This window comes from Streptomyces sp. Ag109_G2-15, assembly GCF_900215565.1.
Lineage (GTDB): Bacteria > Actinomycetota > Actinomycetes > Streptomycetales > Streptomycetaceae > Streptomyces > Streptomyces diastatochromogenes.
In genome coordinates, this window is the sequence record NZ_OCNI01000001.1 from 7,967,015 (window position 1) to 7,981,193 (window position 14,179).

Genomic DNA, 14,179 nt, shown 5'->3' on the forward strand with positions numbered 1-14,179 from the left:
TGCCAGGTGAGACCGCCCCCCGGGGGCTGGGAAAGGGGGGCGCAAGGCAACGCCCGCCGCGCGCCTCGCTCGAACGGGCAGACTTTCGGCCCGCTCCCGCACCGTCTTCGCAGGCCGACAGCCAGCGAAACGTTCTTGCGCGTGACGCATGCCTTTGCGGATTCCTGCATGCTGCGCTGCCAAGCGCGTCTGCCGATCAGCAGTGCCGCATCCGAGACCAAGTACCAGTGGGGGAGCCGATCCAACTGTGGACGGACTGTTCGACTTCGACGCCATCCCAGAGCCGGGACCGACGTCTGGCGGCCTGCCCGTGCCGGCACAACGGCGCAAACTGCGCCGCGAGTCCGGCCTCTCCCTGCACCAGATCGCCGACGCCTGCGGCGTGAGCGAGGACACCGTCCGTGCCTGGGAACAGGGCACCACCCCGCGCGGCGACAACGCGGCCGTCTACCGCCACCTGCTGACCGCTCTGGACTCCCGGCTGGAGGGCACCGCTGCGCCACAGCCCTCGTCCGCCCAGACGCCGGACTGGGCAGCACTAGGCGCCCTCCGGCACGAGATCCCCACCCTGGCGGCAGCCGGTGCACCGTGCCGCCGCTGCCAGCAGCCCACGTACCACCGCGTCGGCGGCCACCCCCAGCACCTGGGCACCCGCTGCCCCGCATCCGACGCCAGGAAGGCTCAACCCGCCCCGCCCGCACCCCAGCTGGCCCCTGCACGGCCCACCGCTGCCGCCCCTGCACTGTCGTCACAGCGCACGCCCAGCCCGCCCGGCCCCATGGTGCGCCTGGTCTATCCGCCGATCAAGGCCAGGGGCATCTCCGACGGCCCCCTCGCCGTCCTCGAGGCCGGCCCGTCAGGGCTGATCGCCCACCTCGCCGACGGCCGCACCCGGCCCTGCCCCGCCGACGACCTGCACGGGCTGCTGACCTGGGCCGTGAACACCCCGCTCGGCGCAGCCCCCGTCCGCCGCGAAGCCCTGCCGCCCGCCCCGCTGCTGGTGCTCACACCCACTGCCCGCGCCCGCCTGGCGCTGCCCGCCGACCTGCCCGACCTGCCCGCACGGCATCCGCGCAGCGACCACCCGCTGCTGCAGCAGGCCCGCGCGATCGGCTGGCAGACCGATACCGACGGCCTGGGCCCCTGGATGCGCCTGCACCCCAGCACAGGCGATCCCGCCTGCGACAGCATCCACCTCGCCGTCACCGACTGGGGGCCCTGCACCACGACGCCTGGAACCTGCCCGAACGGCTCACCCCGGGCGAACTCGCCGCCACCCTGGGCCAGTACACCGCGCTCGTGCGCACCCCGCTGGGCCCTCCGGGCGCCTGCGGCCACCAGCTCATGCGCGACCTGCGCCCGCCCGCCCACCGCCACACCGCCACCGGAGCCCTGCTGAGCGCGGGGGTGCGCGGAGCCCTGACCCTGCCCGTCGACCCGGCCCCCTGCGAGGCTCCGCCCGGCCACCAACTGGCCAGCCACCGCGCCGAGCAGGACACCCTCGCCGACACCGACATCGACTGGTGGCGCCATCCCGCCCCCGACGAAGCCGACCGCGCATACGTGGTGTGCCTGGCGGTGAACCTGCTCCACCTCGCCGGCAGCAACGAGATCCGGGTCGCCGACGGACCGGCCCACCACGTCCACCACCCGCCCTTTGACACCAAGCGGCCCGGCAGCTGGCTCGTCGACCTCTCCGGTGCCCCCTCGCACCCGATGCTGCCCCCGGCCTTCGCCGGCACGGGCCTCACCTGGCACACCACACCCGCCGTCGCCTACGCCGCGCTGCGCGTGGGCGCAGCACAGCTACAACCCGTCCAGGGCTGGCTACGCCCCGGCCCGACCGGCCCCTACCTGGCCCCGTGGTACGACCACCTGCGCCGGGCCCGCCTGGCCGTCCTGGAACGCCTCGGCATCACCGCCACCATGGAGACCCCCGACCTCCTGGCCGCCCTGGCCGACCTGCCCCAGGCCGACCCCCTGCAGCGGGCCCTGCTGCACGCCCTTCACGCCACCGCCCAGGACGCCTTCGCGGCCCTGGCCCAGCCGCCCGCCCAGCCCGACCAGGCCGCGCTCGCCGCCTGGCCCACCCCGAATGAGCCCACCTGGCGTCCCGACCTGCGCGCCGCGGTCATCGCCAACGCCCGCGCCAACCTCCACCGCAAACTCGCCCGCACGTCCCGCAGCGGCTACTTCCCCCTCGCGGTCGCAGGCGACCACCTCGTGTACGCCACCCGCACCCCGCACCTGACCGAGATCACCGACACCCCCTACAGCGACTTCCAGATCGGCATCTCGCCCGGCCACGTCCGCCCCGTCGCAGTGCGTGCCCTGCACTGGTACACGGCCCGCTGCGCCGAGGGGACCAACCCCGCCCAGCTGCTGAAGGACACCTGCCCGTCATGGTGACCTCCCCGCCCGCCCGCGGCGCTTACTGCCCACCGCGGGCCGTCTCCTCCTCACTCCAGGGCGGTCACGGGCCGGCCCAGCCGCCAGTCAAGACACGAGGCGTCCTCCCACGCCCCTCGTTCCGGCAGACCGTGATGCGGGTCCATCACCGGCAGGTGCCCGGCCCGATAGCCGGGCGGCGGCGCCAGCTGGGCCAGCCGGGCTACCACCGGTGCAGTGATGCGATGCCGCAGCGTCCACTGGCGCAGCATCCGGTAACCGCCGTGCTCCATCGGGCCGGGCATGCCCAGCCGCTCGCCCACGAAGGCGATCCACCGCCGCGAGACCCAGCCCGGTGCACCGTTGTCGAACTCCCGGCCCCAGCGCCGCTGCCGCTCGTACACGGCCATGGCCTCGGCGACGACGACGGCCTCCGGGTAGACGACCAGCGGCACCGCCCATCGCTGCCGCCCCGTGCCCAGCACTGCCTCCCGGCCGGCCCAGAGCGTTTCCGAGCCCATCTGGCGGCCCTGCCACCAGGCCGCGGCCACCTGCAGCGCATCGGCCAGCAGCGCCCGCGCGTACGGTCCCACCTGCTGCTGCAGCCGAAGGCGCCGCCGATGCGCCCGCACCACCTCCTCCAGCCCGGCCAGAGGCACCTGGGCAGGGCCGCCGCCGTCGGAGCTGCGCAGCCAGCGGCCGTGGCGCACGCACACCTGCCACGGCTCGCCACCGGCCAGTACCACCGGCGTCACGAGGTCGTCGTGCCGGGCCAGGCACCCCGCGCAGGGCTCAAGCGGCGTCCACTGACCGGGCCAGGGCTCCACCCGCACCGACTGCTGGCGGACGCGCCCCGTCGCCCCGGCGGCCAGCGTGGGCAGTGCGCGGCACAGCTCCTGCGGCGTGCGCCAGGCCATCACCGCCAGCCGCGCGGCGGCCTGTTCACCGAGGAACACCTCCTGCGCCCACGGATCCACCTCCCGGGGCGGCCGACGCGCTCCCGCCTCCCGCAGCACTTCCCCCACGGACAGCCCGTTGAGGTGGGCCAGCCGCCGGACAAAGGATGCCGCCGCCTCACCCGGCACCGGCTCCAGCCCCACCGGTTTCGGCACCGCCTCCCCGTCCATGCCCGCCTCCCGTATCCCCGGCCCGGGCCCTCTCGCCCCGCCTCTCACCGCGGACAACGACCAGCCCCGACCTCGGTAACCCACGGCAGGAGACCACCCCCATCGTGCCGCTGCTGAACACCTCCGTCGCCCACGCGCTCGACCTCGCCGACGCCCGGCACTGGACACGACAACCCCCCAAGCGCCCCGCCGCACGCCTGCGCCACCTGCTGCACCACCACAGCCCCAGCGCCCTGGCACCGCGCCTGTTCGCCTATCCCCATGCCCTCACCCGATGGGCTGAGGGCGACCTCAACGACCTCACACCCGCCCAGGCCACCCTCATAGAGCACGAGATCTACCGCACCTGGCAACCGGAGGTCCGCCGCCGCGCACATCAACAGATCCTCGACCGCGGCGGCTGCGTCACCGCCCAAATCCACGCCCGCTTCGCCTACACCACCCTCAACGGCGAATTCCACGACCCCCGCCTGCTGCGCCTGACCGAGGACCTGCCCGCCCTCCACGCCCGCCAGCTCTTCGACGCCCGCCACCGCGACGCCAAAGAAGACGAACTGCGCCGCATCCTCGCCGACGGCATCGGCGAGGCCTACTTCTTCCGCGCCCTGCCCGCCGACCAGCAGCAGGCCGCCGTGACCATCAGCGACCTGCACCTCATCCAGTTCCACTACTGAGTAAGGAGCCCGACCATGACCGTCATCTACGCCTTCCAAGACAGCAACGGACACTGGCACGGCGACCCCGACGCCCCCCTGCTCGACCCCGCCGACGAGCCCAGCCGCGGAACCCTCACCTACCAGCCCGTGCCCGGAACCCCCGAAGCGGCCAGCCCCTTCGCCGGACAGCGACTCACCGTCCTGTACGGCATCACCGACCTGGAGGCCGGCCCCGTCACCTACCAACTCGACACCGGCGGCCGCTTCCTGGCCACCTGGCACATCCACACCCTCCTCGCCTCCCCGATGGGCACCGCCCCCCTACCGTCCGACACACCGCCCGCCCCCGCACCGGCGCCCTGCCTGGAGTCCGCCTTCACCGAAGGAGGCCGCCGTTACGCCCTGACCGGCACCCGCTGCGACAACGGACAGCTCACCCTGGAACTCACCATCAGCAGCGAGCGGGGAGACATCCAAGGAGAACTCTGCGGCGCCGTCACCGCCGACGACCTCGAGCCCCTGGCCCGTCTCCTGGACGCCGCCTCCCACACCCTCACCGGACCCGCCGCCATCCCCCCGCCCCGCCAGGGCGGCGGATGGGCACCCGCGGACAGCACCCGGCTCGCCGCCCGGTTCCGCCAGGAACGCGACTTCACCATCCTCGCCGCGGAGTTCGGCTGTTCCCGCGGCGCCATCTACCAAGAACTCACACGTCAGGGCCTGATCCGGACTCCCGGATCAGGCCGCACCACCCCCGCCAGCCGACCCCTCTCCGAAGCTATGCAGCAACGCCGCCAGATCCACCGCAACACCCACACCCGCTGGAGCGACGAAGAAGAACGGCGGCTGGCCCAGCGCTGCGCCGACGGAGTCCTGACCCCCGAACTCAGCAACGAGTTCGGCCGCACCGAACAGGCCATCGACTCCCGGCTATTGAAGATCGGAGCAGTCGGCCCCGCCGCCGACCAGGCCCGCCTCAACGCCCTGTGACACCCCCCTGTTGCAAGCCTGATCAAATATCTGATCAGGCTTGCAACAAGAGGAAGCGTGCCGCTAACGTCCTACTACGACCCCACACACCACCAGGGAGACGGACATGGCCGTGCTGCTGACCACGGGCCAGGCCGCCACCGAACTGGACTTCGCCATCACCACCCTGCGCCGCCTCATCCGCGCCGACGTCCTGCCTGGTCTCTCCCACCGCGGCGTCCGCGTCATGATCCCCCTCGACGTCGTCCAGGCCCTCCACCAGCGCCCGCACGCCCCGCTGCACCGCCTCGACGCCCGGGAGATCGCCGTCCTACGCGTCGACGCGGCACGCCGCGTCGACGAAAACGACCGCACATGGATCGGCTACGCACCCCACCTCGGCGCTGTTCATCTCCTCAAGAGCCTGCGCGGCTGGTGGCGATGCGACCCCGCTAGCATCGCCGCCGCAGGCCTGCTGCCCGTCACGCTGTCCGGCTACGTCGTCGCCGTCCTGACCGGCCTGGACACCTGGCAGCGCAACGACCAGGGACGCTACGCGTTCCCCGCCGCCCGCCTGGCCGGCTACGTCACCGACCTGGCCACCCCCCGGCTCGTCATCACTGCCCGCACCGACAGCGACCGACAACTCGCCGAACTCCTGCTGGGCACACGGCTCGCCTCCCAATCCGGCGGAGCCATCGCCTACGTGACCACCACCAGCGCGGACTGACACCCCAGCCCGAACAAGGAATCCCCGATGGACGCACAGAGCTACAACGCCGCGCTGACCCACCTGCGCACCCTGCGGGACGAGATCAAGAAAGCCCAGGCGGCCCTGACCAGGTTGGAAGCAGACAGAGACAAACAGATCACCCAGCTGACCGCCTATGACAAGGCCAAGGCAGAACGGATCGCACCGGCCGCCGGCCTGAGCGTCGCCGATGTCGTCGCCCTCGCCCCCTCCCTGGCCCCCGACACCCTCAATCACGACACCCCCACTCCCGCTCAATCCTCCGCCGCCGCCCCCGACACCGCGCCTGCGGGCGCTGAGCCTGAACCTGCGGTCCAACCCGCAGCGGAGCCATCCACACCGCCCGCCGACCCGGCGCTGCCCGCCCCCTCCGCTCCCGCCGATGCCACGCCAGCGGCAGAAGCCACGCCGGACTCACCGCCCACCCTGCCCTCCATCCCTGAAGGACAGACGGGCGATGCCTGGTTCACCCACACCCAGGGCCTGGTCTCCACCCGGCCCAACTTCACCCAGCAGGCCCGCTCCACCGTCTTCCTCGACACCACCACCGGCGTCCTGGTCCACCGCCAGCAGACCCACCACCTCGACCTCGGCAACGCCACGGCCGCCGACATCCTCACTGCCGTCTTCCACACCATCCCCGAGGGCGTGGAGCGGATCTACATCACCGCCGGCGACCCCTGGCACCGCGACGCCGACCGCTACCCGTACCTGCGTGACGCCGTCGCCGCCTGGCTCAACGCCCCCATCCCGGGCTGGCGTACCGACACGGGCCGTGGCCGTGACCGCATGGCCGGGCACTTCGTCCACGCCCGCAATCCCGTCGGCCGCTACCAGCGCGAAGCAGGCGACCAGCACGTCGAGATTCGTTCGGTGGGGGAGTGGTTCGACACCGACGGCGACGACCCCACCGTCATCCGCGACGCCTTCGTCCTGCTCTGGCAGGCCCTGCGCCGCCACTGGAACGACGCGGTCATCATGGGCTCCCCCTCCCAGACCGGCCGTGACCTGTGGACCCGCACCATCCCGCAACGCGGCCAGTACGCCGACGGCTTCCCCGTCCTGTCCGAAGAACTCCGCGGCCTGCTCCACGCCACCGCCGGACAGGGCCGCAACGAACTCATCACCCCGCCCCGCGTCCCCGACGACCTGCCCCGGCTCGTCGAGTACGACCGCACCTTCGCCTACGCCAAGCACACCTGGAAGTCCCCGGTCGGCACTCCCCGCCGCATCACCGCCGCGACCTTCGCCGCCTGGTCGGAGAACGAACAGATCCGCGCCCTGTACGGGTGCGGGCACTGGCAGGTCCGTGTGACCGTCCCCGACGCCTGGAACCACGTCGGTCTGCTGCCCGCCCCCGCCCCTGGTGACCGCGCCTGGCACTACCCCGCCACCCCAGGCACCACTTTCACCACCTGGGCCGGCGGACCCGAGATCCACACCGCGCTGACCAACCCCATCCAGCCGTGGAAGATCGAGATCCTCGACGGCATCCTGTGGGACGACGGCAAACCCCTGGACGACTGGGCGAAGAAACTCAAAGAGACCTGGACGAACCTCTCCGCCCAGGCCCACTTCCAGGGCGACCCTCAGCAGGCCCGGGCCGCTCACCTCGCCTCCCGCGCGGTGCGCTCGATTCTCCTGTACGGCATCGGCGCCTTCGCCCAGCGCCCCCGCATGGTCACCGGCACCACCCCCCGCACCGCGGAACGAGACGTACCCCCGGACGCCGAAATCATCGGCTTCGACGACGAGTTGATCACCTGGCAGAAACCCACCGGATTCAGCCGCGATCCCAACGCCCACCCCGAATGGGCCGCAGCCATCTGGTCCGCCGCCCGCGCCGCCCTGCTCACCCAACGCCACCGCGACGACGACGCCTACGCCGGTGCCCTGCACACACCGCCCGGCACGGTGATCGCGTTCCGCACCGACGCCCTCTACCTCACCCAGCCCCAGAACTGGCCCTACCATCACCAGCCCGGTGACTACCTCCTGCGCGGCCACCTGCGCGGCCCCCTGCCCGCCCCCACGAGCGAGGAGGAACTCCTCACCCTGCGGGACGCCGGACGTGCCGCTCTCGCCACCAGCCAGGAGGCCTGATGCCACACCGCCGCCGAAGCAAGGCCACAAGCCAGCGAACGTTGAACGAGGCGGCCCACCTAGCCGATCGACTCCAGGCCGCCGGCTACACCAAACGCGACATCGCCCACATCATCAACCGGGACCCCTCCCTGGTCTCGCAGTTCTATACCAAGAACAAAGGCGCGGCCTTCGTCACCGCACTCCAGCAGGTCCTCACCGCCGTCGAAGCAGGCGGCATCACCGACGTGCCCGAACTCGCCACCATCGCCGGTCGCTACATCACCCGCCGCACCACCGCCTCCGGCGCTCGCGCCCGCGTACGCGGCAAAGCCGTCCTGATCACCCCTACCGGCTCGGGCACCGGCCGCGTCGGCCACCAAGCCATCGCTTCCGGCTCCGCCCGCCTGCGCCCTCTGATCGCCGAAGCTGCCCGCCTGGGACTGCGCCTGGCGTTCACCGTGCGCCTCGCCAAGACCGGCTACCTGCACCCCTCCGGCAGCCGCACCGACTCACCCGGCATCCGCCGCGACGTCATCCAACGCGCAGACCACACCGAAGAACGCTCCTACGGCTCCGCCCAAACCGGCGGATTCGACGCCGTCGACTTCGCCCGACGCGTCGACGCCGCCGCCGGAGACGTCACCGCCGCCGTCCACCAATGGCTCGTGGAAACCGGACGCATCCGTCCCGATGCCCAGATCCTCCACCTCGAAGTCCGCACCTGGCGCACCCGTTGACCACCGCATTGGCGAGCGACAACCGACGGCGTAGAGCCCCTCGTTGCCGACGGCATAGTACCTGTTTCTGATCTCAGCTCTGAGATGCGTCTGGTGATGTCTTGATCACGGGGTGGTGGTTAGTCCGAGTCACTACGCTGAGCGCCTTCACACCTCGGGAGGTTCGGTTGGTACGGCGGAGCACGCTCGGGCAGGACTTCCGGCAGTTGTGGGGCGCCTATGCGGTCAGCGCAGCGGGCAGTGCCGTCGGCATGGGGGCGTTGCCGTTGATTGCCCTCCTGGTGTTGGACTCCTCTGCGTTCCAGGTCTCTTTGCTCGCTGCGTTGTCTGCAGTGGCCAGTGGAGTGATCGCTCTGCCGCTCGGTGTGCGTATCGAGCACCAGTACAAGCGGCCGGTCATGATCACCGCCGACCTGGCCCGCTGCGTTCTGCTGGCGAGCGTTCCGGTCGCCATGGCTTTCGGCAGGCTCACCTACACCCAGCTGTGCGTCGTGGGCGTTCTCCAGACGGCGGCGTCTGTCGCGTTCGACGCGGCGAGTGGCGCGCATCTGAAGGCACTTGTCCTGCCCGAGCACCGCCTTCGTGCCAACAGCCTGTTTGAGACGACCAACTGGATCAGCGTCAGCGCCGGCCCGCCCGTGGGCGGGCTTCTCATCGGGGCACTGGGCACGGCCGCCACGATGGTGGTCGACGCGCTGTCCTTCCTCGGATCGGCTTTGGGTATCCGTCGCATCCGGCAGCCTGAACCTGCGCCACCGGTCCGCGCCGCCACCTCTCACCTGGGCCGCGACATCGCTGCCGGTTGGCAGTACCTCCTGCGGCACCCAGGACTGCGGCCGCTGTTCTTCAACGCGCTGCTCTTTGGTGGATCCATCATGATGACGTCACCACTGATGGCCGTCCTCATGCTGCATGACCTCGGCCTGGCACCGTGGCAGTACGGACTCGCCCTGGGACTGCCGTGCCTGGGCGGCGTGCTGGGCTCACGCTTGGCCCCGCTGCTCACCCAGCGATTTGGACAGCGCCGCATTCTGTTGCTGTCCGGTGTTGCGCGCACGCTCTGGACGATCCTGCTGCCACTGACACCCTCCGGTGCCCTCGGCGTGTTCGTCATTGTGGCCGCCGACTTCGGCCTGCTCTTCTCCGCCGGGGTCTTCAACCCGTCGTTCACCACGTATCGCATGGCGGCCACACCGGACGCTTTCATGTCCCGCGTCGGCACATCCTGGTCCGTCGGCTCGAAGACGTGCCAGGCCGCCTTCATAATCTCTGGTGGTCTCATCGCCGCCCCAGTGGGGGTCCGCGGTGCCCTGCTCATCGCTGGGCTGCTGTGTATGGCGAGCGCGCTGCTCCTGCCATGGCGGAAGGAACGCATCGCCACGGGGAATGTTCCGGCGCCCATGACGGAAGCGGCTGCGTCCCCGGTCACGGATAGTCCCTCCGCATAGCGGTCTCGCCGGATTGCAGTGATGCGGCTTTGTCGGTGGGAGAGTAGTGCTCAGGTCCACGGTCCGGGCCCGGTGGCCTCTTGGTGGCACTGCTGACCGTCAGTGCCGAGATGATCAGTCCCGTTGGGCCTCGCGGGAGGCCGGCTGTCCGCTCCTGCGGGAGCTTCGGCGGGTGATTCGCCTGGTCATAAGAGTGATCGCGGCCCAGGTGATGAGCGATTCCGAGTGCTGGACGAGCCGTTCGTAATCGCGCGCGTGTCGACGGGCGTGCATGACCCAGGCGTGTGAGCGTTCGACGACCCAGCGCCGGGGCAGAACGACGAACCCGGAGGCGTCCTTCGGGCGGCTGACGGTCTTGATCGTCAGGTTCAGGTAGGTCTTTGCCCAGGTCACGAGCTGTCCGGCATAGGCGGAGTCGGCCCAGACGATGGTGATCTCGGGGTGCATCAGCCGCAGCCGGAACAGCACTTCCTTGGCCGCGTTGCGGTCGGTCATGTCGGCCGGGGTGACCATGACGAACAGCGGCAGGCCCTTGGTGTCCACGACCAGGTGCCGTTTGCGGCCGTTGATTTTCTTGCCGGCGTCGTAGCCGCGGGAGTCCTTGCCGACGGTCTCGGCGGCCTTGATCGACTGGGAGTCGATGACGGTGGCGACCGCTCCGGGCGCCTTGCCCATCTCGCGGCGGATCCGTTTGCGGAGCTGGTCACGGATCTGCCCGATGACGCCGGCGGCGGCCCAGCGGGCCATGAACCCGTAACAGGTCCGCCAGGGCGGGAAGTCCTTGGGCAGGGCCCGCCACTTGCAGCCGGTGTCGACGACATAGCGGATCGCGTCGACGATCTCCCGGCGAGGGTGCTTCTCGGGTCGGCCGCCTGCTTTCGTTTCGTAGGCCGGTGTCGGCAACAGGGGCGCGATCAGTTCCCATTCGTCGTCCCAGGTGTCGGAGGGGTAGCAGCGTCGCCGAGGCATGTGCCCCTCCTTCCAGGACGGGGCGGGGCCGGCCGCTTTGCGGCCGGCCCCGCCGGTCAGGCATCGATGTAGTCGGCGATCACGTCGAGCGTGGACTCGACCGAGCTGAGCTGGGTGTTCAAGTGCTTGATCCAGCGGCCCTTCGGCTGGAGGGCCGCGTGCGGGGCGACGACGCCGGTGATGAACCGGCGGATCTCGGTGAGCTTCTCCCGGATGATCGCGACCTCGTATGCCTGGAGCTCGGCCGGGTCCGAGCAGAACTTGTAGCCGTCCGGGCGGGTCCAGATCAGGGGCGGCCAGCCGCGTTCGGCGATGGTGTCCCGCAGGCAGGCCAGGCCGGAGCGGGCCTGGTAGGGCGACAGTTCGCTGGATCTGACCAGCTGGTTGAAGGTCAGACCGGCCGGGCGGGCCTCGAAGAGTACGAACCGGACGGTGTCGGCGTGTCGCTGGGCGGCGGGTGATCTGCGCGCGAAAGCGCGGGGCATCGCCTACTCACCTTGCAGCAGGCGGGCCAGCTCGCCGTCGACGTCCACCTTGCCGGTGTCGACTGCGGTTTCGATCCAGTCCAGCGTCGCGCGGACGCGGGCGACGTTCTCGTGGACGATCGTGCGTTCGTCGTTGCCGAGCTGGCGGTCGCGCAGGCCTGGGACGACGCGGCCGGCCGCCGCGACGAAGGAGTGGCAGGCGGTGACCAGGTCCAGGAACTCCACCGACCGGTCGATGCTGCGGATCGCCGGGGCGACGGGGCTGGTCTCCTCGAAGTGCTCACGGGCCTGCCGGCCCCGCTCGACCTGCGCGTGGTTGACCTGGTGGCGGGCGGTGTCGTCCGACATCGCCCGGAAAGCGACGTCCGGCCTGCGCAACAGGCCGGTAGTCACCTCGGCGGCGACGTGCTCGTCACGGGTCAGTTCCTCGACGACCTTCACCTTGTCCGCCTTGGCGACGCGGGCGACGACCGCGGGGCGGCGCAGGAAGTCCGGGGCAACGGCGGCTGCGACCTGGTCCTCCCGGGGCAGTTCCTCCACCGCCCGGACCTTGTCCTCGTCCTTGACCTGCGCGACGACCGCCGGACGCCGCAGCAGATCACCGGTGACGGTAGCGGCGACCTCCTCGTCCTGGGCGAGGGTGTGGATCGCGCTGACCTTCTCCTGCGGAGTGACGGGTTTGACGACCTGCCGGCCGACCCGCCGGTTCGCCTCGTCCGGCGTCCAGCGGAACTTGCCCTCAGGCGGGTTGAGGATGGTGGCGAACCGTTCCTCTTCGTCGGCGATCGACGCCAGGATGTTGTGGACCGTGAACGACACCCCCGTCACCCGCCGGTCCTTCGGCCACTTCGACGCGGTCCACCGGGCCTTGTCCACCATCGCGTAGGACAGTCCGATGTCCTCGGCCAGGCGGAATAGCGACTCCTTGACCGTGAACAGAGAGTCGCTCCGTTCCTGGCCGCCGGCCTCGCGCATCGGCTCGACTTCGAGCGCGTAGTCGCCGACCGTGAACTGGATCCGGCTGGCGGTCTCCACCAGTTTCCGCAGCTCGGCCACGATCTCCGCGTACCGGTCCGCGCTGACACTGCCGACCTTGTCGGCGGTCTCGATCTCTTCGGGCATGGCATCCACCACCCACCGCAGGCCCGGGGCACGGCCCGGCGGCCGTGGCGAGACCCGTCCCGCTTCCCGACCGAGAGGCAGACTGGAAATATGACGATCACAACGAACGCAATTGACCGTTTTCTGAACAGGGTTGGGATCCGGATGCGTTCGCTATGCGGCCACTGTGACCGTTCGTCGAACGTTTCCTTCCGGGCCCTCCAAGCCCTCGTGACGCACCGCCGCGAGCAGTAGACCGCGTTCGAACGGCGATCCACCCCGGCCACCCAAGTCGCCCCGCACTCGGGGCACTCGGCCCGGCCGGCACCGCTCAACTCGGCGGCCACCCGCTTGCGCAACCGGAAGTCCCGGCGCCACTGCCTGGCACGACACGCCGCCGAGCAGTACACGGCGGCGGGCCGCGCGTCCGACCGCAGCCGTTCACCGCAACCCCCGCACACCCGTTCCCCGGCCACCCCGGCGTCCTCGGACACCCAGCCAGCCTAGGGCCCAAAGCTACTCAAAACCTGGGATCGAAAACAGGCACTAGCGACGCGGCTCTGCGACGGTGTCTCCACAAGCCTGTTTGTACGCACTTCTTTGGGCGCCAGCGCACCAGCGTTTCGTGGCTCCACTGCGTACCAAGTTGATCTGGCTCCACCGGTATGACAAGGCAGTTCAAGCGGTGGTTCGGCTGGCCTGTGCATCGCGTCCTGCCCGTGATCGAATAGGGGATGACTTCGTTCTGGACTGGTAAGCGGGTACGTCTGCGCGGTATCGAGCCTGAGGACTGGACGGCGTTCATGGGCTTCGCCGTCGACGAGGAGCGGTCGGGAGACCTGCTGCATCCGCCTCGGTCTGCCGAGGGGTTCCGCGCCTGGGCGAAGGAACAGGCCGTCGCGAAGTCCGACGGCGACTGCTTCAGCTTGGCCATCGAAGCCGTGGACACGGGGCAGATCGTCGGGGCTGTCGGCTCGCACTACGCAGATCCGCGTGCGGGGCGGTTCGAATACGGCATCACGATGGGTGCTGGGCACCGACGCAAGGGCTACGCGGCAGAAGCCGTGGTGATGCTGCTGCGATTCATGTTCGCGGAGCGGCGATACCACAAGTGCGAAGCGCGGATCTTCGCGCACAACGAGGCATCACTGGCACTGCATCGCCGTCTCGGCTTCGTCGAGGAAGGACGTCTGCGCGATCACGTGTTCTTCGCCAGCCGACACCATGATCTAGTCGTGATGGGCATACTCGCTGACGAGTTCGCGCAGCTGCACTCGATGAGCGAACTTGAATGAACGCTGGGCCTTCGCGGCAGAGTGAGACTGATTCAACTCGTTCGGCGACGAGCCCACGTCGGAGTGAATGAGTTGGGCCGTCAGCAAGGCGGATGCAGAGAGTCCCCCCGTCGATCACGGTTATGTCGGAGGCCATGTTGCTTGATCACGGTCGTGCCGGGAGGCCGG

At 70.3% G+C, this 14,179-nt stretch carries 12 protein-coding genes and 1 pseudogene; 9 read left to right on the top strand and 4 right to left on the bottom strand.

What is annotated here, in order from left to right:
* Positions 1–247 precede the first annotated feature (247 nt).
* Both CRP49_RS35930 and CRP49_RS35935 read left to right on the top strand, forming a co-directional pair.
* Positions 248–1,399, top strand: a complete 1,152-nt coding sequence (locus CRP49_RS35930) for a helix-turn-helix transcriptional regulator (protein WP_179851859.1) — start codon at positions 248–250, stop codon at positions 1,397–1,399.
* A complete protein-coding gene (locus CRP49_RS35935; RefSeq protein WP_143670067.1) occupies positions 1,345–2,409 on the top strand; it encodes a hypothetical protein in 1,065 nt (354 codons plus the stop codon). The genes CRP49_RS35930 and CRP49_RS35935 overlap by 55 nt, the downstream gene beginning before the upstream one ends.
* Before the next feature lie 50 nt (positions 2,410–2,459).
* Here CRP49_RS35935 and CRP49_RS35940 read toward each other — a convergent pair whose 3' ends face one another.
* Positions 2,460–3,515, bottom strand: coding sequence for a TniQ family protein (locus CRP49_RS35940; protein ID WP_097257070.1), 1,056 nt, complete (start codon positions 3,513–3,515; stop codon positions 2,460–2,462).
* Positions 3,516–3,619: 104 nt separating this feature from the next.
* Between CRP49_RS35940 and CRP49_RS35945 the strand changes: the two genes are divergently transcribed.
* From CRP49_RS35945 to CRP49_RS35970, 6 genes are all read left to right on the top strand, one after another.
* Complete coding sequence (locus CRP49_RS35945; RefSeq protein WP_097257071.1) at positions 3,620–4,189, top strand: hypothetical protein; 570 nt, start codon at positions 3,620–3,622, stop codon at positions 4,187–4,189.
* Positions 4,190–4,204: 15 nt separating this feature from the next.
* On the top strand, positions 4,205–5,161 hold the full coding sequence (locus CRP49_RS35950; protein ID WP_097257072.1) for a hypothetical protein: 957 nt from the start codon (positions 4,205–4,207) through the stop codon (positions 5,159–5,161).
* A 106-nt stretch (positions 5,162–5,267) separates the two neighbouring features.
* The gene (locus tag CRP49_RS35955) at positions 5,268–5,870 is read left to right on the top strand and encodes a DNA-binding protein (RefSeq protein ID WP_257033626.1); all 603 of its coding nucleotides are present in this window, start codon (positions 5,268–5,270) and stop codon (positions 5,868–5,870) included.
* Between the two features lie 27 nt (positions 5,871–5,897).
* Positions 5,898–7,994, top strand: coding sequence for a hypothetical protein (locus CRP49_RS35960; RefSeq protein ID WP_097257073.1), 2,097 nt, complete (start codon positions 5,898–5,900; stop codon positions 7,992–7,994).
* On the top strand, positions 7,994–8,713 hold the full coding sequence (locus CRP49_RS35965; protein ID WP_097257074.1) for a helix-turn-helix domain containing protein: 720 nt from the start codon (positions 7,994–7,996) through the stop codon (positions 8,711–8,713). The genes CRP49_RS35960 and CRP49_RS35965 overlap by 1 nt, the downstream gene beginning before the upstream one ends.
* 167 nt (positions 8,714–8,880) lie before the next feature.
* Positions 8,881–10,161, top strand: a complete 1,281-nt coding sequence (locus tag CRP49_RS35970) for an MFS transporter (protein ID WP_097257075.1) — start codon at positions 8,881–8,883, stop codon at positions 10,159–10,161.
* Positions 10,162–10,262: 101 nt separating this feature from the next.
* On the opposite strand, the pseudogene CRP49_RS35975 reads toward CRP49_RS35970, so the two are convergent.
* The 3 genes and pseudogenes from CRP49_RS35975 to CRP49_RS35985 all read right to left on the bottom strand — a co-directional run.
* A pseudogene (locus CRP49_RS35975) lies at positions 10,263–11,130 on the bottom strand (IS5 family transposase); the annotation flags it as partial.
* 56 nt (positions 11,131–11,186) lie between these two features.
* A complete protein-coding gene (locus CRP49_RS35980) occupies positions 11,187–11,615 on the bottom strand; it encodes a RacP protein (RefSeq protein WP_097257077.1) in 429 nt (142 codons plus the stop codon).
* A gap of 3 nt (positions 11,616–11,618) precedes the next feature.
* Positions 11,619–12,737: a DUF6192 family protein gene (locus tag CRP49_RS35985; RefSeq protein ID WP_097257078.1), complete on the bottom strand. Its 1,119-nt coding sequence runs from the start codon at positions 12,735–12,737 to the stop codon at positions 11,619–11,621.
* 713 nt (positions 12,738–13,450) lie between these two features.
* Between CRP49_RS35985 and CRP49_RS35995 the strand changes: the two genes are divergently transcribed.
* A complete protein-coding gene (locus tag CRP49_RS35995) occupies positions 13,451–14,011 on the top strand; it encodes a GNAT family N-acetyltransferase (protein WP_097257079.1) in 561 nt (186 codons plus the stop codon).
* The last annotated feature ends 168 nt before the right edge of the window (positions 14,012–14,179 follow it).

Bases quoted from the DNA above. Each gene is read 5' to 3' on its own strand.
- CRP49_RS35935 (WP_143670067.1), top strand. From the start codon at position 1,345: ATGCGCGACCTGCGCCCGCCCGCCCACCGCCACACCGCCACCGGAGCC.
- CRP49_RS35940 (WP_097257070.1), bottom strand. From the start codon at position 3,515: ATGGACGGGGAGGCGGTGCCGAAACCGGTGGGGCTGGAGCCGGTGCCG.
- CRP49_RS35950 (WP_097257072.1), top strand. From the start codon at position 4,205: ATGACCGTCATCTACGCCTTCCAAGACAGCAACGGACACTGGCACGGC.
- CRP49_RS35955 (WP_257033626.1), top strand. From the start codon at position 5,268: ATGGCCGTGCTGCTGACCACGGGCCAGGCCGCCACCGAACTGGACTTC.
- CRP49_RS35960 (WP_097257073.1), top strand. From the start codon at position 5,898: ATGGACGCACAGAGCTACAACGCCGCGCTGACCCACCTGCGCACCCTG.
- CRP49_RS35965 (WP_097257074.1), top strand. From the start codon at position 7,994: ATGCCACACCGCCGCCGAAGCAAGGCCACAAGCCAGCGAACGTTGAAC.
- CRP49_RS35980 (WP_097257077.1), bottom strand. From the start codon at position 11,615: ATGCCCCGCGCTTTCGCGCGCAGATCACCCGCCGCCCAGCGACACGCC.
- CRP49_RS35985 (WP_097257078.1), bottom strand. From the start codon at position 12,737: ATGCCCGAAGAGATCGAGACCGCCGACAAGGTCGGCAGTGTCAGCGCG.
- CRP49_RS35995 (WP_097257079.1), top strand. From the start codon at position 13,451: ATGACTTCGTTCTGGACTGGTAAGCGGGTACGTCTGCGCGGTATCGAG.